This is a genomic window from Actinocatenispora comari (assembly GCF_017312725.1).
Lineage (GTDB): Bacteria > Actinomycetota > Actinomycetes > Mycobacteriales > Micromonosporaceae > Actinocatenispora > Actinocatenispora comari.
This window is the reverse complement of record NZ_BOPO01000116.1, coordinates 1-23,433: the sequence shown is the minus strand read 5'-3', so window position 1 is coordinate 23,433 and position 23,433 is coordinate 1. Positions and strand designations below refer to the sequence as shown.

Below are 23,433 nucleotides of genomic sequence, written 5' to 3'. Positions count from 1 at the left end.
CGACGCGGCGCGGCTCAGCCGGCGAGGGCCGGTACCCGTTCGGCGAAGTCGGCGGGGTCGACGGTGGTGGGCACGGTGGCGGTCAGCGCCCCGTGCTGGTCGACCAGCAGCACGGTCGCGGTCTTGTCGGCGAGCTTCGTCCGGTGCTGGCCGGCGGCGACCGCCTCGGTGAGCTGGTCGTCGTTGTCGCGTACCGCGGTGACCCGGCTGCCGGCCGGCAGTGTCGGCAGCGTCGGTGCCGTGCTCGCGCCGACCACGAGCACCCGCACCTGGCTGCCCGCCGCCTTGGCGGTGCCGCTGATCAGGCTGCGGCAGGCGCAGTGCCGCAACACCAGGACGACGGCCGGGTGCACGCCGCGCAGCGCGACCGACCCGCCCGAGGCGGTGGCGAGGGTGAGGTCGGGCAGCGGCGCGCCGGTCTGCACGGCGGTCGCCTTGCTGCTCGGGGTACCACCGGCCCGCCGGCCCTGCGGGAACAGCGCGGCGAACAGGCTGGTGGTGGCGACCAGCACCGCCATGGTGAGCAGCACGAGCGGCAGCATCAGGTGGTGCAGCCGGCGCCCGGGGCGCAGCCCGTGCCGTTGCAGCAGTGCCTCGCGGCGCAGCTCGCGCCGCACCTTCGTGGCCTCGTGGTCCAGCTCGGCGGCGTCGTCGGGGATGACGATGCGTCCCCACTCGGGTGGGAAGCCGGGCAGACCGTCGGGATCCGGCGACCTGCGGCCGCCGTCGTCGTCACCAAGTTGACCGCTCACCGCTGCCTCCTCGGCCGCTTGCTTCCACTCTCTCTCACGTTCCCGGAGAGCACCAGAGTGGCACCGGACCAGATCGGATCCGGGTCGTGCCGGTGGGTGTTTAGGGACGAAGCAGACAGCTGACTTTTCGTGCCCATTAGATCACCTGTAGTCGCGATCGGCCTCCGTGTGCCGTGCGAATCGCCGTTTGTCAAGTCGAGTAGGCCTCCTCACACGCCGCTGACCAGCGGTTATGGCGGCATCCGGAGTCCCGGTCCGGGGCAACGGCGTGTTACCCTTAACACAGCGAAAGGGGTTTCGAACCTATGGCTTTCAGTGTCGGCGAGACCGTTGTTTACCCCCACCACGGGGCCGCACTCATCGAGGCAATCGAGACCCGGACCATCCGGGGCGAGGAAAAGCAGTACCTCGTGCTCAAGGTTGCGCAGGGCGATCTGACGGTGCGGGTTCCAGCTGAAAACGCCGAGATCGTCGGTGTCCGGGAAGTGGTTGGCGAAGAGGGCCTGAACAAGGTCTTCGACGTGCTGCGCGCTCCGCACACCGAGGAGCCGACCAACTGGTCGCGGCGGTACAAGGCAAATCTGGAGAAGCTGGCGTCCGGCAACCCGCTCAAGGTTGCCGAGGTCGTGCGGGACCTGTGGCGCCGGGAGCGGGAGCGTGGGTTGTCGGCTGGCGAGAAGCGCATGCTCGCCAAGGCCCGCGACATCCTGGTCGGCGAGGTGGCCCTCGCCGAGAAGAGCACCAAGGACGAGGCAGAGTCGTTGCTCGATCGGGTGCTGTCCGAGGCCTGAGCCAAGCACGACGCAATACGCATGAACGAGGACCGCGACGTGACCGCGTCGAGAGCAGGACGCGGCGACGTCGCGGTCCTCGTGCCTGCTGCGGGTCGGGGCGAGCGGCTCGGCCCCGGGCTGCCGAAGGCGCTGCGCGAGCTGGCCGGTTCGCCACTGCTGGTGCACGCGGTGCGCCGGCTGGCGCAGGCCGACTGTGTCGGTCACGTCGTGGTCGCGGTGCCGGCCGGCGCGGTCGACTCGGTGTCCGCGCTGCTCACCCCGGTCCTCGCCGGTACCGGGGTGGGCCTGGGGCTGGTCGTCGGCGGCGCCGAGCGGCAGCAGTCGGTGGCGCTGGCGCTCGCCGCGGTGCCCGGCGGGTACCCGATCATCCTGGTGCACGATGCGGCCCGGGCGTTCGCGCCGCCGGAGCTGGTCGACCGGGTCGCCGCGGCGGTCCGCGCCGGCAGCGACGCGGTGATCCCGGTGCTGCCGGTCGTCGACACCATCAAGCAGGTCGACCCGGACGGCGCGGTCACCGGTACGGTCGACCGGTCGGTGCTGCGCGCGGTACAGACCCCGCAGGGCTTCCGGCGTACGGTGCTGGCCGCGGCGCACGCGGTCGACACCGACGGCGGCGCGACCGACGATGCCGGGCTGGTCGAGCGGCTGGGTGGCCGGGTGACCACGGTGCCCGGCGCCGAGTCCGCTCTCAAGATCACCAGGCCGTTCGACCTGCAGGTCGCCGCCCTGCTGGTCGACCCGTAGCCCCGGCGCGGGTGGCGTTCGCTGGTCGCGCCGTTCGTTAGGCTCGCGGCGTGATCATCCCGCTGGTCGGCGTCGGCACCGACATCCACGCGTACCAGGCCGATCGTGACTGCTGGGTCGCCGGCCTGTACTGGCCGGACCAGCCCGGGCTGGCCGGCCACTCGGACGGCGACGTGGCCGCGCACGCCGCCTGCGACGCGCTGCTGTCCGCCGCCGGGCTGGGCGACCTCGGCGCGAACTTCGGTACCGCCGAACCGCAGTGGGCCGGCGCCGCCGGTACCGCGTTGCTGGCCGAGACCGCGCGCCGGGTCGGTGCCGCCGGGTACGCGGTGGGCAACGTCGCGGTCCAGGTGATCGGGCGGTCCCCGAAGATCGGGCCGCGCCGGGGCGAGGCGCAGGACGCGCTGTCCGCGGCGTTGGGTGGGGCGCCGGTGCGGGTGTCCGCGACCACCAGTGACGGGTTGGGGTTCACGGGGCGGGGCGAAGGGTTGGCGGCGATCGCCACGGCCCTGGTGTACCGGGCCTGACGAGTCGGGGTGTTCCCGGGGTGGCGTTGCGAAGGCCACCTCTGTTGTCCGCTTCACCCCGCGTGGGGGACCGTGGGGAGGGGGCTTCGCCCCTCCCCACACCCCTCCCCGTCAAGGGGGCCTTCGCCCCCTTGACCATCCCCCGCCGGGGCATCGGAGACGAGATCCTGACGCCGCCTGGGCCGCTTCGGAACGTCGGGGAGTCGGTGCTGCTGGCCGGAGACCGCCGGGCTCGCCTCGGGAGGTCGGGAGGTCTCGGGAGGTCGGGGATCGGGGATCGGGTTGGACGCCGCCTGGCCGTGTCGGCCCGCGGGTTTCGGTGACGCGGTGCGAACGCCTGGTCCGTCTCGGAAGCTTGGGGATCGGCGCCGTGGCTGACGTTGGCCGGGTCTCCCGCGGACGTGCGGGGCGGGGCGTGGGGCGAGTGGGGGTCGGTTCGGGCTTGGGGTCGTTAGGCTCGGGGCGTGACGGGGGAGCCGGACGAGACGGGGCGGGACACCGCTGCCGAGGTGCGCACGTTCATCCAGCGTGCCGACCTGCTCGACGACCTGGGCCACTTCGCGGAGGCGGCCGAGGAGTTGCGGGATGCACTGCGGTTGGCGCCGGACCACCCGGAGGCGCTGGCCACGCTCGGCATGGTGGAGCTGCGGGCGGGGCGCGCGCAGCAGGCGTTGCCGCCGGCGCGGGCCGCGCTCGCCGTCGACCCGGAGCACCTGCTGGGCCAGGTCGTCTGCGGGTACGCGCTGGTCGCGCTGGAACGCAAGCAGGACGCGATCGACGCCGCGGAACGGCTCGTCGAGGTCGATCCGGAGTCGTGGCTGCGGCAGCTGCACTACGCGGCGATCGTGCGCCAGGTGCGCAACGGCCAGGCCACCCTGGACGCGGCCTGGCAGGCGGTCCGGCTGGCGCCGGACGAGCCGGAGACGCACCTGGTGCTGTCGGCGGTCGCGGCGGACCTGGGCCTCGCCGATCTGGCCCGGCGCGCGCACGCCGAGGCGCTCCGGTTGGACCCGCGGGCGGCGGACGTCGAGCAGCCGTCGGTACTGCGGCTGCGCCCGTCCCGGACCGGCGGGAAGCCGCCGCCGGACGACCGTACCGAAGCGGAGCCCGCGACCGGTCGGGGCGTGCGCAGCGGGATGTCCCGGTTCCTCGCGGTCGGCGCGCTGTACGCGTGGGGCGGCCCGCTGGTCGTGGCCCTGACCACGCTGGCCGGTGGCGGCCCGGCGCGGGTGGTGGCCGCCGTGGTGGGGCTGCTCGGGGTGGTGCTGTTCGGCGTCTTCCGGGTGCATCCGCCGGCCGGGACGCAACCGGCGTTGCGGGTGCTGCCGTCGCTCGATCGCTGGCTCGCGGCCGGCTGCTGGTGCGTGTTGGCGTGTCCGCCGATGCTGCTGGTGTTCGCGCTGGTGGCGTCGCCGTGGCCGCTGGGAGTGCTGATCCTGCTGGGTGCGTTCGCGTTCGCCGCGCTGGTGCTGCGCGCCGACGACCTGCACCGCGCCGGCCGCAACCGCTGACGCCGCCGCAGCCGTTGGCCGCAGCCGCTGGCGCCGGCCGCGGGCGCCGTCTCCGGCCGCCGCCGGCAACGCGGCATGCCGCGGGCGCTGACGTCGGCCGGTGACGCGACGCGGCCGCGGGCCCCGGGCGCCGGCCGCAATTGGTGCAGCAGGTGCCGGTGGCGGTGGGCCACCGGCACCGTGCCGGTCAGACCTTGCGGTTCCAGGTCCAGGCGTAGCCGGTGTCCTCGACGGACAGGCCGGGCTCGCACAGGTCGAGCGGGCGGAACGTGTCGACCATGACGGCGAGCTCGTCGAAGAACTCGACGCCCAGCGCGCGTTCCACGGCGCCCGGCTGGGGGCCGTGGGTGAAGCCGGACGGGTGCAGCGAGATCGAGCCCTGCTCGATGCCGGAGCCGCGCCGGGCCTCGTAGTTCCCGCCGGTGTAGAACATCATCTCGTCGGAGTCGACGTTGTGATGGTTGTACGGGATCGGGATCGCGAGCTCGTGGTAGTCGACCTTGCGCGGCACGAACGAGCAGAGCACGAAGTTCGGCCCCTCGAACGTCTGGTGCACCGGCGGCGGCTGGTGGAGGCGTCCGGTGATCGGCTCGAAGTCGAAGATCGAGAACGCCCACGGGTACAGGCAGCCGTCCCAGCCGACGGCGTCGAACGGGTGCTGCGCGTACACGAACCTGGTCCAGCCGCCGCGCTGCTGCACGATGACCTCGACCTCGGTCTCGTCCACGATCAGCGGCTCGCTCGGGCCGCGCACGTCGCGCTCGCAGTACGGCGAGTGTTCGAGGAACTGGCCGCGGACCGAGAGGTACTTCTTCGGCGGGCCGATGTGGCCGGTGGACTCGACGGACAGCAGCCGCAGCGGCTCGTCGCCGGTGGGCACCACCCGGTAGATCACCGACATCGGGATGATCACGTAGTCGCCGAGGCGTACGTCCAGGGCGCCGAACTGGGTCTCGACCGTCGCGGTGCCGGCCTCGACGTAGAGGCACTCGTCGCCGATGGCGTTGCGGTACAGCGGGCTCGGCGCATCGGCGGTCACGTACGAGACGCGCACGTCGTCGTTGGCGACCAGGTGCTGCCGGCCGGTGATGGCGTCCGCGCCGGTGGTGTCGAGCTTGTGCGTCTGCAGGTGCCGCGGCTTGAGCGGGTGGTTCGGGGTGCGGGTGACGCGCGGTGCGTCGTACGCGTCGGCCGCGAGGATGGCGGTCGGCGGGTAGCGGTGGTAGAGCAGGGAGGAGTCGCTGGAGAACCCCTCCTGGCCCATCAGCTCCTCCTTGTAGAGGGAGCCGTCGGGCTGCCGGAACTGGGTGTGGCGCTTCGGTGGGATCTCGCCCACCCGCCGGTAGTACGGCATCGGCCCTCCCGGGTACGGGTGCCGCCGGGCGGTTCACGCCGGTCGGCACCAACGATGGTTGTCACCAATGGTGATCGTCCGATAATCGGACACTATTGTCCTATACACGTAGCGTCGACTACGGTCAGCGGTATGTCAACCGAGTCGCCGATCCCGGCGCTGTTTCGTGCGCTCGTCGACGACGCCGCCCTCTTCCCGCCCGGCAATGCCCCCATGTCGGTCGCGGTGGCCGAACACCGACACCACCGCAGCGCACCGTACACCGATCTGGTTGGGCCGCTGCTGCTTCCGGCGGCACGGTGGGGCGAGCTGGTCGACTGCCTGAACGGCGCGCCGGGCGCGGCCGCGTCGGACCGGCCGCTCGGGGTCCTGCCGCCGCGGTTGGACATCGGCCTGATCGGGCCGATCGACCAGCTCGAGGCGGTCGTCCCGGCCGCGCTGGCCGAGCCGCGCGTGACGCTGCGCCAGCTCGAGTGCCCGGTCGGCGCCGGGCCGGACCCGGTCGCCACGGTCCGCGACGTGGCCGCCCGGCTCGACGCGATCGTCCCCGCCACGAGCGACGGGACGGTGCGCCGGTACGTCGAGCTGCCCCGCGGTCCGCACCTGCTCGACGGCGTCGACGCGCTGGCCGGCACCGGCGCCCGAGCGAAGCTGCGTACCGGTGGGCTGTCGGCCGAGGCGTTCCCGACCGAGGCGGAACTGGCCGGCTTCGTCGACCGGTGTCGGGGGCGTGAGCTTCCGTTCAAGCTGACCGCCGGGCTGCACCACGCGGTGCGGCACACCGCGGCGGCGACCGGCTTCGAGCACCACGGGTACCTGAACGTCCTGGCGGCGGTGTGTCTCGGCGCGCTGCCGGACCCGCCGTTCGCCGGTACCGAGCAGGCGCTGTCCGGCCGCGCGGCCGGCCCGCTGGCCGAGGTGGCCGGCGCGATGCTGGCGGGGCCCGGCGAGACCCGCGGCTGCTTCGCCTCGTACGGATCGTGCAGCGTGGCCGAGCCGCTGACCGACCTGGTCGAGCTCGGCCTGCTCGATCCCGATCTGCTCTCCTACCTGCCCGCGCCCAGAAAGGCCCACGCGTGACCAGTTGGATCGAGATCCCGGCGTCCTCGCCGTTCCCGGCGACCAACCTGCCGTACGGGATCGTCAGCAAGGCTGGTGGCCGGCGGCACGTCGCGGTCGCGATCGGGGACCAGGTGCTGTCGCTCGCCGCGACCGCGAACACCGGGCTGCTGGACGATGCGCTGCGCGACGAGTTCGGTGTGGTGGACCGGGCCGTGTTCGACGCGCCGAGCCTGAACCCGTTCCTGGCCAAGGGGTTCGACGTCTGGCACGCGGTGCGGGCCCGGCTGCTGGAGCTGGTCGCCGATGCCTCGTACGAGCCGGCGCTGCGCTCCGCGCTGGTACCGCGCGGCGAGGTGACGGTGCACCTGCCGGTCGAGGTGGCCGACTACGTCGACTTCTACTGCTTCGAGGAGCACGCCGGCAACGTCGGCCGGCTGTTCCGGCCGAACCAGCCGCCGCTGCTGCCGAACTGGCACCGCCTGCCGGTCGGCTACCACGGGCGGGCCGGCACCATCGTGGTCTCCGGTACCGACGTCGTCCGGCCCTCCGGTCAGCGTCTCGTCGACGGCGAGCCCGAGTACGGGCCGAGCATCCGGCTGGACATCGAGGCCGAGGTGGGCTTCGTGGTCGGCACCCCGAGCCCGCAGGGCTCCTCGGTGTCCACTGTGGACTTCGACCGGACGGTGTTCGGCGCGGTACTGGTCAACGACTGGTCGGCGCGCGACATCCAGGCGTTCGAGTACGTGCCGCTCGGCCCGTTCCTGGGCAAGTCGTTCGCCACCAGCGTCTCGCCCTGGGTGGTACCGCTGGAGGCGCTCGCCGCCGCCCGGGTGCCGGCGCCGGCGCAGGACCCGGTGCCGGCCGACTACCTGCTTCCCGCGGGCAGCGCGTACGACCTGTCGCTCGCGGTGCACTGGAACGGCAGCACGGTGTCGCGCCCGCCGTTCGCCGGCATGTACTGGACCGCCGCGCAGCAGCTCGCCCACCTCACCGTGAACGGCGCGAGCCTGCGCACCGGCGACCTGTACGCCTCCGGCACGGTGTCCGGGCCGCGACCCGGCGGCAGCGGCTGCTTCCTGGAACTGACCTGGGGTGGCGCCGAGCCGGTGACGCTGGACGACGGCTCCGAGCGGGTCTTCCTCGCCGACGGGGACACCGTCACGATCACCGCCACCGCACCGGGCGCCGACGGTACGACGATCGGGTTCGGTGAGGTGACCGGGACGATCCTGCCGGCCCGCGACTGACCCGCCCCCCCCGCCCGCGTGGTGGCGTGATAATCGAACCGTCCGCGGTTCTCCGATCACGCCACGTATTCTGCGGCTCGGGGGTGGTCGGATGGGGAGGCACCGCGCCGCGGAACCGGACGAGCCGGTCGCCGTCGAGGTCCCGGGCGTGGGCTCCCGCTGGGTGGTCCTCGCGCTGCTGTCGGCGTCGCTGCTGATCATCGCGATGGACGCGACGATCCTCAACGTCGCGCTGCCGGCGCTGGTCGACGGCCTGCGCGCGAACTCGGTCGAGCAGCTCTGGATCGTCGACGGGTACGCGCTGGCGCTGTCCGGGCTGCTGGTCACCGCCGGCGCGATGGGCGACCGCACCGGTCGCCGCCGGGTACTGCTGATCGGGTACGGCATCTTCGGTGTCGCCTCGATCGGCGCGGTGATCTCGACCAGCCCGGCCGAGCTGATCGCGAGCCGGGTCGGCCTCGGCGTCGGCGGTGCCGCGATCATGCCGGCGACGCTGTCGATGCTGCGCCAGGTGTTCACCGACGCGCGCGAGCGGACGTTCGCGTTCGGCGTCTGGTCGGCGGTGTTCGGCGCCGGGATGGCGCTGGGCCCGCTGCTCGGCGGCTGGCTGCTGGAGCACTTCAGCTGGCACGCGGTCTTCCTGATCAACGTGCCGATCGCGATGGCCGCGATGGTGCTCGGTCGCTGGCTGCTGCCCGACTACCACCGGCCGGTGCCGTCCCGGTGGGACTGGGCCGGCGTGGTGCTGTCCATCCTCGCCATCGTCGGCATCGCCAACGCGATCAAGCTCGCCGGCAGGAACGGCCTGCACGACCCGGTCGTCTGGGTCTCGCTGATCGTCGCCGTCGTCTGCGGGTACGCGTTCATCCGCAACTCGCTGCACCGCCGGCACCCGCTGCTGGACGTACGGCTGTTCGCCCGGCGCGGTTTCACCGGTGCCGTGGCGGCCATCGCGCTCGCCATGTTCGGCCTGGTCGGATTGCTGTTCCTGGCCAGCCAGTGGTTCCAGTACGCGCACGGCGACTCGCCGCTGGAGGCCGGCGTGCGGCTGCTGCCGTTGCCGCTCACGCTGATCGTCGGCACCCTCGTCGCGCCGGCGTTGATCGTCCGGTTCGCCCCGCGGTACGTGTTGGCGCTGGCGTTGCTGCTCGTCGCGGTGGGGATGGCGGTGCCGTGGTTCGCCGCCCGTACCGGTGCGCTGACGTACCCGCCGGTCGGTGCGTTCCTGGCGCTGACCGGGCTCGGCGCCGGTGCCGCGTCGACGATCGCGTCGGTACTGCTGATGGCGTCGTCGCCGGCCGAGCAGGCCGGCAGCGCCGCCGCGATCGACGAGGTGAGCTACGAGCTGGGCGGCGCGTTCGGGGTGGCCGCGCTCGGCAGCCTCGCGGTCCGGCTCTACCGCGCGCACCTGCCGACGCTGCCGGCCGAGCACGCCGGTCCGGCCGCCGAGTCGGTCGGGAACGCCGCGCAGATCTCCACCGACCTGGGCCACCCGCCCGGTACCGGTGGGCCGCTGGCCGGTGCGTTCACCGCGTTCGGCCACGCGTTCGTGGACACGGCGCTGGTCTCGGCGGTGATCCTGCTGCTCGCGGCGCTGGTCAGCCTGGTGCTGATCCCGCGCGACCTGCGCCCGGGCGGCGACGGCCACTGACCGCGGCAGGCCTCGGACCTGCGGCTGGGCCGGCCGCGATGTCTGACCGGCGCGCGCCGGGGGAGCCGTCGGGCCGGCGGAGATCGATCGGTGCCGATCGGATCCGACGAGAAGTTTCGCGGCCCGGGGATGCGCCGTTAACCGATTTATTCGTACTATCCGGACATGAGACTACATGCCCTGACGCTCCGCCGGGCTCTGGTGACCACCGTCGCCGGGCTCGCCGGGGTCTTCGCCATCGGTACCGGGGTCGCCCAGGCCCAACCGGCCAGCCCGGCACCGGCCCACCACGTCGCCGCGGCCTCCGTCGCCGCGCCGGCCGACATCTCCGACTGCACGCTGGGCAGCCTCCCGGCACAGGCCACCGACACGGTGAACCTGATCCACTCCGGCGGGCCGTTCCCCTACCCGGACAACGACGGGGTGGTGTTCGACAACCGGGAGGGTGTGCTGCCCGCCGAGTCGGCCGGCTACTACCACGAGTACACCGTCATCACGCCGGACTCGCCCAACCGCGGTACCCGCCGCATCGTCACCGGCGGCTCGCCGGTGACCGACCCGCCGCACTACTACTACACCGGTGACCACTACGAGACGTTCTGCGAGATCACCGACGCGAACGGCGGCGGCGGTGGCGGCGGCGTACCGGCGTGCACCGACCTGCCGTCGCAGGTGCAGGACACCATCGGCCTGGTCGAGGCGGGCGGCCCGTTCCCGTACGAGCAGGACGGCACCGTGTACGAGAACCGCGAAGGCGTGCTGCCGGCCGAGTCGGCCGACTACTACCACCTGTACGTGGTGCCCACGCCGGGCGACTCCGGCACCGGTGACCGCCGGCTGATCAGCGGCTCCGGCGGCGAGTACTACTACACCGGCGACGACTACGGCAGCTTCTGCCAGGTCCAGTCCTAGCGATCACGTTACTGGCGGTCGCCGGCAGTCCGGCTCCCTTCGATCGCTGGTCCGGCGATCGCGGTGCGGCCCGGCCTGCGGGCTTCGCCGAGGGCACCGCGGCGCACCTACTGGCGTCGCGAACCAACCGGTCACGCGGGCGGGCACCGACCGGTGCCCGCCCGCGGTCAGTCCAGGTCGCGCTGCCGGCGGACCGGGCCGACCACCAGCGCCAGCGGAGCGGCGAAGGTGCACGCGCAGGTCAGCGCGAGCGCGTCGCGGTTGCCGACGGCGCTGGCGGCCAGGCCGGCGACCAGCGCGCCGAGCGGGATCGCGCCCCAGGAGACGAACCGCACCGTCGCCATCACCCGGGACAGCAGCTCCGGCGGCGTGACGGTCTGCCGGTGGGTACGGGTGAGCACGCTCAGCACCACCACACCGGCCGCGAAGCCGGCGTTGCCGGCGGCGAACACCAGCAGCCCCCAGCCACCGCGGGCCAGCGGCATCAGCAGTGCGAGTACCGCGGCGACGGTGCCGGCCAGCAACAACGCCCGGGCGGAACCGAGCCGGCGGGCGATCCGCGGTGTCAGTGCGGCGCCGACCAGGCTGCCCACCCCCTCGGTCGCCATCAGCACGCCGACCAGGCCGGGCGCCGCGCCGAGGGTACGGACCAGGAACACCGGGGTGAGCGTGAGCAGCGCGCCGCAGACGAAGTTGACCAGCGTCGCGGCGGCGACGCAGGAGCGCATCAGCCGGTGCCGGGCGACGTACCGGAGGCCGTCGGCGATCATCCGCAGCGGCGAACCGGTGGGCGCGTCCCCGGTGCGGCAGGGGCGGGGCAGGGCGGCCAGCAGGATCGCCGAGACCAGGTAGCTGAGCACGTCGAACAGCAGGCTCGTGACCGCACCGACCGCCTGCACCAGTACGCCGCCGAGCGACGGGCCGGACAGCTGGGTCGCCGCGTGCGTACCGGAGGTCAGGCTGTTGCGTCCGGTCAGCTGGTCGGCCGGGACGATCGCGGGCAGCAGCGTCGAGTTGCCGACGAAGAACACCACGCTGGCCAGCCCGACGACCAGCGCGACGACCACCAGCTGCGGCAGGTGCAGTACGCCGAGGGCCGCGGCGGCCGGGATGGACAGCAGCGCGAGCGCGCGCAGCAGGTCCATCGCCACCTGGGTACCGCGCAGCGGCAGCCGGGCGACGAGCACGCCGGCCGGCAGCCCGATCAGCAGCCACGACACGTACGAGGCGGCCGCGATCAGGCTGACCTGGAACGTCGTGGCGTGCAGGGTGGTCACCGCGAGCAGCGGCAGGGCCACCGCGGTGACCGCGTCGCCGACGTTGCTGATTGTCGACGCGGTCCAGTACCGCCAGAACGCGCCGGTCGCGGCGCGCCGGTCGAGCGTCGTCACGCGTCTCCTCCGAAGCAGTAAGTTCCCAATGGGAACTGACTATAATGGCGAGGGCGGAACGGCGAAAGCAGGGGAGAGATGCGCTACACGGACCTGGCCGACGCCGACTGTTCGATCGCCCAGGCGCTCGGCGTCGTCGGCGACTGGTGGACGCTGCTGGTGGTGCGCGACGTGGCCGGCGGCCTGCACCGCTTCGACGCGCTCGCCGCCGAGCTCGGCGTCAGCCGCAAGGTGCTGGCACAGCGGCTCGCCACCCTGGTCGAGCACGGCGTGCTCGACCGCCGCCGCTACCAGGACCACCCGCCGCGGTACGAGTACCACCTGTCCGACGCCGGCCGCGGCCTGCTACCCGTGCTGATCGCCTTGCAGGACTGGGGATCCCGGTACGTCAGCGGGGACGGCACGCTGCGCGCCACCGGCGTCGAGGGCTCCGCCGAGGTGCGCGCCGCCCGCGCCCTGGTCGGTACCCGGATCCCGCCGGTGTTGCTCGGCCGCGGCGACGGGGCCGTCGACCCGGTCGCCGACACCCGGCGCACCGTGCTGTTCTGCTTCCCTGGCGCGTACCGGCCGGGCGTGCAGGGCTACCCACCCGGCTGGGGCGACATCCCCGGCGCACCCGGCTGCACCCTGGAGTCGCGTACCTACCAGGCCCGGGCGGCCGACTTCGCCGCCGCCGGCGCGAGCGTACGGGGGATCAGCACGCAGCGGCCGGACCAGCTCGACGCGTTCGCCGAACACGAGGGCATCCGGTTCCCGCTGCTGTCCGACGCCGAACTCGCGCTGACCGCCGCGCTGCGGCTGCCGACGTTCCGGGCCGCCGGCGTCGACCGGCTCAAGCGGCTGACGCTGGTGGTCGACGCCGACCGGGTGGTGCGCGCGGTGGACTACCCGATCACCGACCCGGCCGCCTCGGTCGACGACGCCCTGCGCCTCGTCGAGTCCGGCTGACCGCACCGGCCCGCGACGGCGGTACGACCCCGCCGGCCCGGCGGCGGGCCGATCGGCCGCACCGGCCCGCGACGGCGGTACGGCCCCGCCGGCCCGGCGGCGGGGCCGCAGCGGCTCGGGGGCGGCGCCGGCGGGCCGCACCGGCACCGGCCGCCGAGCGACGCGGCGCCAGGCCCGCCGCGATGCGGGTCAGCCGCGGGCGGCGGCGAGGAACGCGTCGTTCTCCTCGGCGGTGCCGATCGTGACGCGCACGCCCTCCGGGAACGGGCGGACGATCACGCCGTGGCTCTCGCACTGCTTGCCGAACCCGACCGGGTCCGCGACCGGCAGCCAGAAGAAGTTCGCCTGCGACGCGGGCGTGCCCGGGACCAGCGCGCGCAGCTGCGGCAGCAGCCGGTCCCGCTCGGCCAGGACCAGATCGACCCGGCGCCGCATCTCGTCGGCAGCGTGCAGCGCCGCGATCGCGGCCGCCTGCGCCAGCATGTTCGTCGCGAACGGGGTGAGCACGGTGCGCAGCGTGTTCGCCACCTCCGGCGAGGCGACCAGCCAGCCGCAGCGCAGCCCGGCGAGGCCCCACGCCTTCGACATCGTCCGCAGCACCACCACGTTGGGCCGGTCGGCGAACTCGACCAGCCCGTCCGGCACCTCCTCGTCGGTGATGAACTCCCGGTACGCCTCGTCCAGCACCACCAGCACGTCGTCCGACACCGCGTCCAGGAACCGGGTCAGCTCGGCCCGGTGCAGCGCCGTCCCGGTCGGGTTGTTCGGGTTGCACACCAGCACCAGCCGGGTCGCCGGCGTGATCGCGGCGAGCATCGCGTCCAGATCGTGCCCGTGTCCCGACTTGTTCGGTACCTGCACCGAGCGGGCGCCGGCGCCGAGCACGACCAGCGGGTACGCCTCGAAGGAGCGCCACGAGTAGACGATCTCGTCGCCCGGCTGGCAGGTCGACTTGCAGAGCAGGTCGAGCAGCCCGACCGAGCCGCAGCCGGTGACGATCCGGTCCGGGGCCACCTCGTACCGTTCCGCCAGCGCGTCGCGCAGCGCGATCACCGCGGCGTCCGGGTACCGGTTGACCTCGGCCATCGCTGCGCTGATCGCCTCCGTGACGCCGGGCAGCGGCCCGTACGGCACCTCGTTGGAGGCGAGCTTGATCGCGGCCGGGATGCCCAGCTCGCGGGCCAGGTCGGCCGGACTGCGCCCCGGCACGTACGGCGGGAGCGCGGCCAGGTCCGGCCGGGTCAGGGGACGACGATCGTGCTCACTCATGAGACGTCCTTCCGTCGTTGGCCGGCCGGTCCGCGGGCGGCGGCAGGTCGGTGGGCCGGGCCGACACCACGATGGTGCGGGCCGACTTGTCGTGGATGCACTGCGCGAGCGGCTTGTCCCAGGTGCACCAGAGCACGTCGATCAGCTGCACCGGCGCGCAGCACGGGAAGAACAGGTTCGGGATCGCCATCACCGCCCAGCGGCGGAACGACGAGCCGAAGTCGGCAGGCGCGCCGTCGAGCCGGATCACCTTGATGCCCACCAGCCGCTTGCCGAACGTCTGCCCGTTGCGCGCCGTACCGATCACCTCGTAGGCGAACCAGAGCACCAGCGAGATGGCGATCATCGCGTAGAGCAGGGTGGTCAGCTGCGGATCGTTCGGCACCTCGGTCTGCGGGTCGACCATCGCCTCCCGCACGTACGGCATCAGCGCGGCGACGTACTTGTAGCCGAGCCAGGCGTTCGCCACGATGCTGAGGACCCCGACGATGGCGATGTCGATCAGCCGGGCGCCGAGCCGGCGCTCCAGCGACGCCGACACGAACCCGGCCGGCATCGTCGGCTTCGGCAACGCCCGCAGCACGGCGCCGGGGCGCAACAGCTCCGGTGGCACCTGCTGACCGGGGCCCGGCGTGCCGGGCTGCGGCACCTCGGCGGCGGTCCAGCCCGGATGTACCTGCGGGGTCTCCGGGACGGGTGGCGGTGGCGGTGGCGGCTGGGGCGGGGTGGCCGGCGGTGTGGCGTCGGCCGGCAGCGGGTCGCCGAGCCACTGCTCGCCGTCCCAGTAACGCTGCGTCTCCGGCGCGGCCGGATCCTTGTACCACCCCGGCGAGATCGATTTGCCCATGAACCTTCCTCGACACCACCGTGCCGACCCAGGCCCGAGCGGGCGCGGTGCCGGTGGGCGCGACCACCCACGCACGGTGGAGGGCCCGGCGAAAGCTGACAGAGCAAGGTTACGGGTAGCAGCAACCGGAACGTCCGCCCCCGCCCCCGGGGGCGACCGGCCGGGGCCCGGGCCGCGACGTCGTTGGCGCGGCCCGGACGGATCCCTCAGAGGTTGCCGCGGCGCTCCTGCTCGCGCTCGATCGCCTCGAACAGCGCCTTGAAGTTGCCCTTCCCGAACCCCATCGAGCCGTGCCGCTCGATCAGCTCGAAGAACACCGTCGGCCGGTCCTGCAGCGGCGCGGTGAAGATCTGCAGCAGGTAGCCGTCCTCGTCCCGGTCGACGAGGATGCCACGGTCCTGCAACTCGGAGATCGGTACCCGGACGGTGCCGATCCGGGCGCGCAGCTCGGCGTCGGAGTAGTACGAGTCGGGGGTCTTGAGGAACTCGACGCCGGCGGCGCTCATCGCGTCGTAGCTCGCGATGATGTCGTTCGTGGCGATCGCGATGTGCTGCGCGCCCGCCCCGCCGTAGAACTCCAGGTACTCGTCGATCTGCGACTTGCGCTTGGACACGGCCGGCTCGTTGAGCGGGAACTTCACCTTCCGGGTGCCGGAGGCGACCACCTTGCTCATCAACGCGGAGTACTCGGTGGCGATGTCGTCGCCGATGAACTCCTGCATGTTGGTGAAGCCCATGACCTTCTTGTACCAGTCGACCCAGTAGTCCATCTTGCCCAGCTCGACGTTCCCGACGACGTGGTCGATGGCCTGGAAGAACCGCTTCGGCTGCAGGCCGGCGTCGATCAGCTGCTGCCGGTTCACCATCGGCTCGCGGGCGACGAAGCCGGGCAGGAACGGCCCGTCGTACGCCGACCGGTCGATCAGCGTGTGCCGGGTCTCGCCGTACGTGGCGATCGCGGCGACGCGCACCGTGCCGTGCTCGTCGCTGAGGTCGTGCGGCTCCTCCAACCCGACGGCACCCTGCGCCACCGCGTGCGCGTAGTTCCTGTCCACGTCCGGTACCTCGATGGCCAGGTCGACGATGCCGTCGCCGTGCTTGACCCAGGACTCGCCCACCGCGGTACCCGCGTGCACCTCGCCGGTGATCACGAACCGCGCCGAGCCGGACGTCAGCACGTACTCGGCCAGGTCGCGCTGGCCCTGCTCCGGCCCGCGGTAGGCGACCACGGTCATCCCCATCGCGGAGGAGTAGTAGTGCGCCGCCTGCTTGGCGTTGCCGACGTAGAACCGGACGTGGTCGAGCCCCTTGACCGGGAACGGGTCGGCGCTGATGTCGTGCTCGACCGCACCGATCAGGGTGGCCTCGTCGATGTTCTCGGCCGGACGGTCCATGGCGGTGGTCATGGTGCGCCTCCCAGGCTGTCGTACCGGTTGGATGCCGGCAGCATCGTGCAGCCGGCCACCGCTGGGCAATAGTGCGCGAGAATGCTGGTCAGGTTGTTCCGAAACCCGGTGACAGGCGGTGAGACAGTGCGCAACGTGTACAGCGAAACGGGACATTCACTGGACAGCCTGGATGTCCGGTTGCTGTCCCTGCTGACCGCGGAGCCCCGCATCGGCGTCCTGGAGTGCTCCCGCCGGCTCGGCGTCGCCCGCGGCACCGTGCAGGCCCGCCTCGACCGGCTGACCTCCCGCGGCGTGATCCGCGGGTACGGGCCGAGCATCGACCCGGTGGCCCTCGGCTACCCGGTGACCGGCTTCCTGACCCTGGAGATCCGGCAGGAGCGCGGGCATCGCGCGGTGGCCCGGCACCTCGGCTCGATCCCGGAGGTGTTGGAGGCGCACACGATCACCGGCGCCGGCGACATGATGTGCCGGGTGGTGGCCCGCTCCAACGCCGACCTGCAGCGCGTCATCGACCTGATCCTCGGGTACGACGGGGTGGTGCGCTGCTCCACGATCATCGCCCTAGACGAGCAGATCCCCTACCGCGTCCTCCCCCTCGTCACCGAGGCCGCCACGGTCAATCGGTGAACGCGCGAAGGCCGCCGGCGATCTCGGCGAGATCGAGCTGCGACTGCGCCGCGGCGAGGGTCAGTTTCACCATGGCGTCGACGTCCACCGGCTTGCTCAGCGGATGACCGTTGATGTCGAGGAACACGATCGCCGAGTTGAGTGCGGTGCGCTTGTTCCCGTCCACGAAGGCATGGTTGGCGGCGAGTGAATGCAGCAGCGCGGCGGCCTTCACGTGCAGATCCGGGTAGGCGTCCTGCCCGAACATGCTCGCCTGCGGCCGGGCCACTGCCGAGGCGAGCAAGCCGAAGTCGCGTGGTGCGACCCGTTCGCCGGCGATCGTGCTCGCGATGGCGATGACGTCCTCGATGTCGAGGTATTCGACCGATTCGGTCACAGCTCGGCCAGCCGCTTGTTCACCTCGGCCAGCGCGTCGACCGTACGTTTCGTCGCCATCCGCACCCTGCGCTCGTGCAGCGAGTGAATCGTCGCCTTGTGCACCAGAGTCTTCATGCTGACGCCTTCCGCTTCGGCGACTTGGCGCAGCTCGTCCATCTCGTCGTCGTTGAAAGCCACGTTGAGTGCTGCCATACCGCGATGGTACCCGATCCGGTACCAAAATCGGTACTAGTTCGCTGAGCGCCGACGTCGATAGGACTGCGGGCGGCGAACTCGGGCGTTGGGGCGCCTGGTCGCCATGGAGCAGCGGCGAGGAGCGAGGGCGTCGGGCGTCGCCACGACCGGATGTTCCGCCTTCGTGGCTCGGCCGCAGCAGCGCGTCTTGACACCCGGCGCTCGCGACCGCCTCGTACGCTTTGTCGGTTGGCGTACCGGGAGGTGGGCATGACGACCGGCGAGCGCTCCGTCCCTTCGGCGGAGGACGCCGGGCCGGAGGGCGAGGGCTTCGAGTCGGAGCAGCGGAGCATTGCGGCCCTGGCGCTCGGCGCGGGGCTCACCGGCCCCGAGTACGTCGCGATGCGGGGGCTCGGCCGCCCCTGGTTCCGGACGGCGCTGCGGAACGCCTTCCTGGTGTGCCTCGTGTCCATGGCGGCGAACGTCGCGAGTGGCCTGTTCAACGGCTCCCTCGCGGCGATCGGCCTGGCGCTGGCTGCAGTGGTCGTGGCGGCGGGCGCGCTCGTCGCGTCCCTCAGCCTCCGGCGGCGGCTCCGGCGGATGCGTCCGGAGTCGGTGCGGGCCAACGGAAAGCCGTGGGCGGGGTCGCGCCGGTGGCGAGAGTTCGTCGGCGCCATGACGGCGGCGCTGGCCGATGCGCACCGCATCGCCGTGGCCGCCGGGCGGGGTGAACGGCCGATCGGGTGGCTGCGCCGGTTCGTGGCGATCGCGGCCGGTGAGTTCGACGTCGAGAAGATCGCCGCGACCCGTACGGAGTGGGCACCATCGTCCGGCCGAAGCTCGGTCACTCCGGGGTGAGGTCGGTGGGGTCGCGGGGGGCGAACTCGGGGCGCCGGGGTGCGTAGTCGCCGTGGAACAGCGGTGACGAGATGAGGAAGTCGGCGGTGGCGACGTTCATCGCGACCGGGATGTTCCAGACCGTGGCCAGCCGCAGCAGCGCCTTGACGTCCGGGTCGTGCGGCTGTGCCTCCAGCGGGTCCCAGAAGAAGACCAGCATGTCGATCTCGCCCTCGGCGATCTTCGCGCCGATCTGCTGATCGCCGCCGACCGGGCCGGACAGGAACTGGGTGACCGGCAGGCCCAACTCGTACTGCAGCATCGAGCCGGTGGTGCCGGTCGCGTAGAGCCGGTGCCCGTGCAGGGTGGCCCGGTTGAAGTCAGCCCAGCGCAACAGCTCGACCTTCTTGTTGTCGTGCGCGACCATCGCGATCGTCCGTACCGTCCGGGTCTGCTGCGGCATGATGTCCCGTCCCCCTCGCCGATCGGGCGGTTCCAGTGTGCCCGCCGGCGGCGTGGCCGGCAGGGGTCATGGCTGTTGCGGTGGCCCGGTGCTCGTCAACCAAGGTTGACACTGCCGCCGTGTCAACGTAAGTTGACGGTATGGCTACTGGAGTGCAGCTGGCCGAGGCGGCCGGCAGCAAGGACCCGGCGATCGGCCTCCGGGCGGTACGAGCGCTGCGCGAGCTCGCCGAGCGCCTGGAGGCGCTGCAGGTGGCCGCGGCGCGCGAGGCGGGCTGGTCCTGGGAGTCGATCGCGGTGCTGCTCGGGGTCAGCAGGCAGGCCGTGCACAAGAAACACGCCAAGGGTCGAAAGGATCGCTGACGATGTTCGAACGGTTCACCAAGGGCGCCCGCGCGGCCGTGGTCATGGCCCAGGAAGAGGCCCGGGCGCTGCGGCACGACCACGTCGGTACCGAGCACATCCTGCTCGGCATCCTCGCCATCGACCGGGGCCCGGCCGCCGCCGCGCTCGGCTCGCTCGGCGTCGCGTTCGAACCCGCCCGGGCGTACGTGGCGGGGCTGGGTCGCGACCACGACGACGCGCTGGACGCGGACGCGCTCGCCACCGTCGGCATCGACCTGGCCGAGGTGAAGCGCGCCGCCGAGGAGTCCTTCGGCCCCGGCGCGCTGGACCGGTCGCCACGGCCGTTCCAGGCCGGGCACATCCCGTTCGACCCGGCCGCGAAGAAGGTGCTGGAGCTCGCCGTGCGGGAGGTCGTGCACCGCAAGGACACCGAGCTCAACGACGGGCACATCCTGCTCGGCGTGGTTCGCGGGCAACCGAACCCGGCGACCGCGACGCTTCGGGCGCTCGGCGTCGAACCGGACGCGGTACGCGAGGCGGTCGAGCGGGAACTGCCGCACCGGGCCGCGTGATCCTGCCGCTGCTGTGGTGGGTGCCGGAGCCGGGGCCCACCGCGCGGTACCGTCGCCGGGTGGAACAACTCGACCGGGGCAACGCCGCCCGCGGCTGGGTGGCGGACGCGGTGCGCAAGGTCGCCGCGGACGCCAACCGCAGCGCCGACACGCATCTGCTCGCCTTCCCGCTGCCCTTCGACTGGGGCATCGACCTGTACCTCAAGGACGAGTCGGTGCATCCGACCGGCTCGCTCAAGCACCGGCTGGCCCGGTCGCTGTTCCTGTACGGGCTGTGCAACGGCTGGATCACCGAGGGCACCACGATCGTGGAGGCGTCGTCCGGCTCCACCGCGGTCAGCGAGGCGTACTTCGCGCGGATGCTCGGGCTGCCGTTCGTCGCGGTGATCCCGGCGACCACCAGCCCGGAGAAGATCGAGCTGATCGAGTTCGCCGGTGGCCGGTGCCACCTGGTCGAGGACGCCTCCCGGGTGTACGACGAGGCCCGCACCCTGGCCGGCAAGCTCGGCGGCCACTTCATGGACCAGTTCACCTACGCCGAGCGGGCCACCGACTGGCGCGGCAACAACAACATCGCCGAGTCGATCTTCGAGCAGCTGGCGCTGGAGCGGCACCCGATCCCGGAGTGGATCGTGGTCGGCGCCGGCACCGGCGGCACGTCCGCCACCATCGGCCGGTTCCTTCGGTACCGGCAGCACCCGACCCGGCTCGCCGTCGTCGACGTGGAGAACTCGGCGTTCTACCAGGGCTGGGTCGACGACGACGCGGAGCACACGGTGTGCGCCGGCTCCCGGATCGAGGGCATCGGCCGGCCCCGGGTCGAGCCGTCGTTCCTGCCCGGCGTGGTGGACCGGATGATGCGGGTGCCGGACGCGGCCTCGATCGCCGCCATGCGGGCCGCGGCGACGCTGCTCGGGCGGCGCGTCGGCGGCTCCACCGGTACCAACCTGTGCGGGGCGTTCGCGCTGATCGCGGAGCTGCGCGCGGCCGGCCGGACCGGCAGCGTGGTGACGCTGCTGTGCGACTCCGGCGACCGCTACGCGTGCACGTACTACGACGACGACTGGCTGGCCGCACAGCACCTGGACCCGGCGCCGTACCTGGCCACGGTCGAACGCTTCCTCGCCACCGGCCACTGGCGCGAACCCTGAGCGCCGCCCGTCCCGGGCGCCGGTGGGGTCAGACGACCCGGTCGGCCAGGCCGGGGTAGTGGCGGACCAGGCCGTCCGGGTCGACGGCGAGCTCGGCCGCGAACGAACCGGACTGGTAGCGCACCTTGTCGTCGCCGATCGCCCGGTAGGTCTGCTCGCTCGGCAGCACGGTCAGCTCCGGTAGCAGCACCCAGGCCGCGGTGATCGTGTGCGGCACCGTGTCCGGCTCGTGCAGCAACCCGAGCCGGCGCAGCGGCAGCATCGTGGTGAGCGGGGAGAACTGCAGGTCGACGTCGGTGGCCGGGGCCAACTCCTCCGGCAGCTCGGCGCCGGGCAGCGCCGCACCGGGCCGGCCGGCCCGGGCGAGCAGCTGGTCGAGGCGGCCCGACTCGTTCGCGGTGACCCGCCACCGGCCGGCGGCGCGTTCCAGCCGCACCCGGCGCCGCCAGCCGGCGCCCTCGGTCTCCACCTCGAACATCCGGGTCGCCCACGTCTCGTCGGTGAGCAGCTGGAACTGGCACACGTACGGCACCGGGTCGGCGCTGATGATGGTGCCGCGGGCGCGCAGCCCCTGGCTGTCGTCGTACAGCACGTGCTCGGTGCCGGTGGTGTCCAGCCGCCGCCACAGCGCCGACCTGCCCAGCGTCGCCATCTCGCCTCCCGTGTCGACCACCCGCCGCGTCGAGTCGCGGCGCCCCGCGCCGGGCGACTCCCGACCAGCCTGCCACGGCGCCGGCCGGCGCGGCGGTGCACCGGCCCGGTCCGCACCTGCCTCAGGCCAGGATCACCCAGAGCGCCACGCCGATCAGTACCAGGAACACCACGCCGACCAGCAGTACCAGCAGGGTGCGTCGGGTGGAGGTCTGCTGGCGCAGGTCGCCGGTGGCGTCCGGCGCGGCGTTTCGTGGTCCGAGGATGCTGCCGGCCAGCGACCCGGTGGTCTCCAGCGGGTTCAGCGCGGGATAGCCGGTCGCCCGCGGCGTCGCGGCGGACGGGGCGCCCGGAACGGCGGCGCCGCCCGGCCTGGTGGCCGGCGGGGCGCCCGGGACGGCGGCGCCGTCCGGCCCGGTGGCGGCGCGGTCCGCGTCGGTCCACGGTCGGGGCGGCGGATCGGTCGCGTACCGCGGCTCACCGGCACCGTCGTGCCCCGGCCGGGCGGTGCCGACCTGCCCGGGTGCGGCCGGTGCGGTGACGTCGTGCCGGGGCGCGGCGCCGGACTGGTCCGGCACCGTACCCGGCTGCTGCCGGTGCGCGGCACCGGCGGACTGGTCGTACTGCTGCTCGTGCCGACCCGGGGCGGCGGACCGGTACTCGTTCCGGTCGGGTGCCTGCGGGCGGTCCGCATCGACCGCGGTGCGGTCGTGCTCGGCGGCGAGCTGGGCAGCGAAGCGTTGCGCGGGTGGCAGGGTGCCGGGCGGAGCCTCGGCCCCGTCACCCAGGAACGCGGGATTCTGCTGTCGGGGTGGGGTGATCGGGGCCCCCGGGCCGCCCCCACCGGTCCCGCCACCCTCACCGCCGTCCCGCCGCGCCTGCTCGCCGCCGGCCCGCTCCGAGCCGCGCCACCACGAACCGGCGTCCGGTGCGGCGCCGTTCGGCTCCGGCGGCGCCGGGAACGGCGGCGCGGAGTTCGGGTGACGCGGATCGGCGGCCGTGCCGTACGTGCCGGGCTGGCCACCGGCCGGCGGCTGGCCACCGTACTGCTGCTGACCGCCGTACTGCTGCTGACCGCCGTACTGGCCGGGCGGGTACGCCTGGTCCTGCGGTGCCGGCCCGCCGTACTGCTGGTCGGGCTGCTGCGGACCGCCGTAGACCCCGCCGTACTGCTGACCGCCGGGCTGCTGACCCGCGCCGTACTGCTGGCCGCCGTACTGGTCGTCGGGCGCGCGGTTCTGGGCCGGCGGCTGGTACGGCTGGCTCGGAGGTGCGCCGGCCTGGCTCGCCGACCGGTACGGACCGTCGCCCTGCGGCGCGCCGTACTGGCCCGGGTCGTGCGGTGCCGGCGACCGGTAGCCGCCCTGGTCCTGCGGCCCGCCCGCGAAGCCGCCACGGTCCTGGGGCGCGGGTGCGCCGTAGGTCGCGCCGCCCTGCGACTCGCCGGCACCGTACCCGCCTTGCGAATCGCCGGCACCGTACCCGCTCTGCGACTCGGCGGCACCGTACCCGCCCTGCTCCTGCGGTGCGGCGCCGTAGGTGCCGGCGCCCTGCGGCGCGCCGTACGTTCCCGGGCCGGCGTCCGCGGGCGCCGCACCGTAGGAACCGGCGCCCTGGGACGCGGCACCGTACGGGTCGGCGCCGGCCGGGTCGCCGTACTGCGCCGGCGGCTGGCCCTGCTGCTGGCCGTACGGGTCGGCGGCGTTGCGGTGCGCGGGTGCGCCGGCCGGGCCGGCGCCGTTCGGGTTCGCCGGCGGCCACCCGGGCTGCGCCGGCTGGGCGCCGCCCGCGGCGGCCGGGTCGTCGGCGCCGTGCTCC

At 73.2% G+C, this 23,433-nt stretch carries 24 protein-coding genes and 1 pseudogene; 14 read left to right on the top strand and 11 right to left on the bottom strand.

Annotation, left to right across the window (positions count from 1 at the left end; all coding sequences use genetic code 11):
• Nucleotides 1-14: 14 nt before the first annotated feature.
• Complete coding sequence (locus NUM_RS28190; protein ID WP_207127985.1) at nt 15-752, bottom strand: hypothetical protein; 738 nt, start codon at nt 750-752, stop codon at nt 15-17.
• Between the two features lie 305 nt (nt 753-1,057).
• Here NUM_RS28190 and NUM_RS28185 point away from each other — a divergent pair, with 305 nt between their 5' ends.
• The 4 genes from NUM_RS28185 to NUM_RS28170 all read left to right on the top strand — a co-directional run bounded on the left by NUM_RS28185 (nt 1,058) and on the right by NUM_RS28170 (nt 4,328).
• A complete protein-coding gene (locus tag NUM_RS28185; RefSeq protein ID WP_030446561.1) occupies nt 1,058-1,543 on the top strand; it encodes a CarD family transcriptional regulator in 486 nt (161 codons plus the stop codon).
• Between the two features lie 21 nt (nt 1,544-1,564).
• Nucleotides 1,565-2,290 carry a 2-C-methyl-D-erythritol 4-phosphate cytidylyltransferase gene (gene ispD / locus NUM_RS28180; RefSeq protein ID WP_207127984.1) on the top strand — a complete coding sequence of 242 codons (726 nt, stop codon included), beginning with the start codon at nt 1,565-1,567 and terminating at the stop codon, nt 2,288-2,290.
• 50 nt (nt 2,291-2,340) lie between these two features.
• Nucleotides 2,341-2,817, top strand: coding sequence for a 2-C-methyl-D-erythritol 2,4-cyclodiphosphate synthase (gene ispF / locus NUM_RS28175; protein ID WP_207127983.1), 477 nt, complete (start codon nt 2,341-2,343; stop codon nt 2,815-2,817).
• Between the two features lie 464 nt (nt 2,818-3,281).
• Nucleotides 3,282-4,328 carry a tetratricopeptide repeat protein gene (locus NUM_RS28170; protein ID WP_207127982.1) on the top strand — a complete coding sequence of 349 codons (1,047 nt, stop codon included), beginning with the start codon at nt 3,282-3,284 and terminating at the stop codon, nt 4,326-4,328.
• Nucleotides 4,329-4,515: 187 nt separating this feature from the next.
• Here NUM_RS28170 and NUM_RS28165 read toward each other — a convergent pair whose 3' ends face one another.
• The gene (locus tag NUM_RS28165) at nt 4,516-5,682 is read right to left on the bottom strand and encodes a homogentisate 1,2-dioxygenase (protein ID WP_207127981.1); all 1,167 of its coding nucleotides are present in this window, start codon (nt 5,680-5,682) and stop codon (nt 4,516-4,518) included.
• A gap of 132 nt (nt 5,683-5,814) precedes the next feature.
• Between NUM_RS28165 and NUM_RS28160 the strand changes: the two genes are divergently transcribed.
• From NUM_RS28160 to NUM_RS28145, 4 genes are all read left to right on the top strand, one after another.
• Complete coding sequence (locus NUM_RS28160; protein ID WP_207127980.1) at nt 5,815-6,762, top strand: hypothetical protein; 948 nt, start codon at nt 5,815-5,817, stop codon at nt 6,760-6,762.
• A complete protein-coding gene (gene fahA, locus NUM_RS28155) occupies nt 6,759-7,991 on the top strand; it encodes a fumarylacetoacetase (RefSeq protein WP_225918906.1) in 1,233 nt (410 codons plus the stop codon). The genes NUM_RS28160 and fahA overlap by 4 nt, the downstream gene beginning before the upstream one ends.
• A 91-nt stretch (nt 7,992-8,082) precedes the next feature.
• Nucleotides 8,083-9,642 (top strand): MFS transporter, encoded by a 1,560-nt coding sequence (locus NUM_RS28150; RefSeq protein WP_207127979.1) that lies wholly within the window; start codon nt 8,083-8,085, stop codon nt 9,640-9,642.
• A 165-nt stretch (nt 9,643-9,807) separates the two neighbouring features.
• Nucleotides 9,808-10,554 carry a guanyl-specific ribonuclease gene (locus NUM_RS28145; RefSeq protein ID WP_207127978.1) on the top strand — a complete coding sequence of 249 codons (747 nt, stop codon included), beginning with the start codon at nt 9,808-9,810 and terminating at the stop codon, nt 10,552-10,554.
• 167 nt (nt 10,555-10,721) lie between these two features.
• Here NUM_RS28145 and NUM_RS28140 read toward each other — a convergent pair whose 3' ends face one another.
• On the bottom strand, nt 10,722-11,945 hold the full coding sequence (locus NUM_RS28140; RefSeq protein ID WP_207127977.1) for an MFS transporter: 1,224 nt from the start codon (nt 11,943-11,945) through the stop codon (nt 10,722-10,724).
• 78 nt (nt 11,946-12,023) lie between these two features.
• On the opposite strand from NUM_RS28140, the gene NUM_RS28135 reads away from it, so the two are divergent.
• Nucleotides 12,024-12,893, top strand: a complete 870-nt coding sequence (locus NUM_RS28135) for a winged helix-turn-helix transcriptional regulator (protein ID WP_207127976.1) — start codon at nt 12,024-12,026, stop codon at nt 12,891-12,893.
• Nucleotides 12,894-13,082: 189 nt separating this feature from the next.
• On the opposite strand, the gene hisC is transcribed toward NUM_RS28135, so the two are convergent.
• The 3 genes from hisC to hppD all read right to left on the bottom strand — a co-directional run bounded on the left by hisC (nt 13,083) and on the right by hppD (nt 16,415).
• Complete coding sequence (hisC, locus tag NUM_RS28130; RefSeq protein ID WP_207127975.1) at nt 13,083-14,162, bottom strand: histidinol-phosphate transaminase; 1,080 nt, start codon at nt 14,160-14,162, stop codon at nt 13,083-13,085.
• The gene (locus tag NUM_RS28125; RefSeq protein WP_207127974.1) at nt 14,155-15,009 is read right to left on the bottom strand and encodes an RDD family protein; all 855 of its coding nucleotides are present in this window, start codon (nt 15,007-15,009) and stop codon (nt 14,155-14,157) included. Before NUM_RS28125 ends, hisC begins: the two co-directional genes overlap by 8 nt.
• Nucleotides 15,010-15,215: 206 nt before the next feature.
• Nucleotides 15,216-16,415: a 4-hydroxyphenylpyruvate dioxygenase gene (gene hppD, locus NUM_RS28120; RefSeq protein WP_207127973.1), complete on the bottom strand. Its 1,200-nt coding sequence runs from the start codon at nt 16,413-16,415 to the stop codon at nt 15,216-15,218.
• Between the two features lie 135 nt (nt 16,416-16,550).
• On the opposite strand from hppD, the gene NUM_RS28115 reads away from it, so the two are divergent.
• Nucleotides 16,551-17,045, top strand: coding sequence for an Lrp/AsnC family transcriptional regulator (locus tag NUM_RS28115; protein WP_225918905.1), 495 nt, complete (start codon nt 16,551-16,553; stop codon nt 17,043-17,045).
• On the opposite strand, the gene NUM_RS28110 is transcribed toward NUM_RS28115, so the two are convergent.
• Both NUM_RS28110 and NUM_RS28105 read right to left on the bottom strand, forming a co-directional pair.
• Nucleotides 17,035-17,421, bottom strand: a complete 387-nt coding sequence (locus NUM_RS28110) for a type II toxin-antitoxin system death-on-curing family toxin (protein WP_207127971.1) — start codon at nt 17,419-17,421, stop codon at nt 17,035-17,037. The genes NUM_RS28115 and NUM_RS28110 overlap by 11 nt on opposite strands.
• On the bottom strand, nt 17,418-17,615 hold the full coding sequence (locus NUM_RS28105; RefSeq protein ID WP_207127970.1) for a hypothetical protein: 198 nt from the start codon (nt 17,613-17,615) through the stop codon (nt 17,418-17,420). Before NUM_RS28105 ends, NUM_RS28110 begins: the two co-directional genes overlap by 4 nt.
• Nucleotides 17,616-17,867: 252 nt before the next feature.
• On the opposite strand from NUM_RS28105, the gene NUM_RS28100 reads away from it, so the two are divergent.
• The gene (locus NUM_RS28100; RefSeq protein ID WP_207127969.1) at nt 17,868-18,455 is read left to right on the top strand and encodes a hypothetical protein; all 588 of its coding nucleotides are present in this window, start codon (nt 17,868-17,870) and stop codon (nt 18,453-18,455) included.
• Here NUM_RS28100 and NUM_RS28095 read toward each other — a convergent pair.
• The gene (locus NUM_RS28095) at nt 18,442-18,897 is read right to left on the bottom strand and encodes a methylglyoxal synthase (RefSeq protein WP_207127968.1); all 456 of its coding nucleotides are present in this window, start codon (nt 18,895-18,897) and stop codon (nt 18,442-18,444) included. The two genes, NUM_RS28100 and NUM_RS28095, sit on opposite strands and share 14 nt — an antisense overlap.
• A 140-nt stretch (nt 18,898-19,037) precedes the next feature.
• Between NUM_RS28095 and NUM_RS28090 the strand changes: the two genes are divergently transcribed.
• The 3 genes from NUM_RS28090 to cds1 are packed head-to-tail and all read left to right on the top strand — an operon-like array spanning nt 19,038 to nt 20,964.
• Entirely contained in the window at nt 19,038-19,259 is a 222-nt protein-coding gene (locus NUM_RS28090; RefSeq protein WP_030446577.1) for a hypothetical protein, read from the top strand.
• 2 nt (nt 19,260-19,261) lie between these two features.
• Nucleotides 19,262-19,813 carry a Clp protease N-terminal domain-containing protein gene (locus NUM_RS28085; RefSeq protein ID WP_207127967.1) on the top strand — a complete coding sequence of 184 codons (552 nt, stop codon included), beginning with the start codon at nt 19,262-19,264 and terminating at the stop codon, nt 19,811-19,813.
• Nucleotides 19,814-19,872: 59 nt separating this feature from the next.
• The gene (gene cds1, locus NUM_RS28080) at nt 19,873-20,964 is read left to right on the top strand and encodes an L-cysteine desulfhydrase Cds1 (RefSeq protein ID WP_207127966.1); all 1,092 of its coding nucleotides are present in this window, start codon (nt 19,873-19,875) and stop codon (nt 20,962-20,964) included.
• Between the two features lie 28 nt (nt 20,965-20,992).
• On the opposite strand, the gene NUM_RS28075 is transcribed toward cds1, so the two are convergent.
• On the bottom strand, nt 20,993-21,616 hold the full coding sequence (locus tag NUM_RS28075) for a putative glycolipid-binding domain-containing protein (RefSeq protein WP_207127965.1): 624 nt from the start codon (nt 21,614-21,616) through the stop codon (nt 20,993-20,995).
• Between the two features lie 121 nt (nt 21,617-21,737).
• Nucleotides 21,738-23,433, bottom strand: a pseudogene (locus tag NUM_RS28070) (hypothetical protein); the annotation flags it as partial.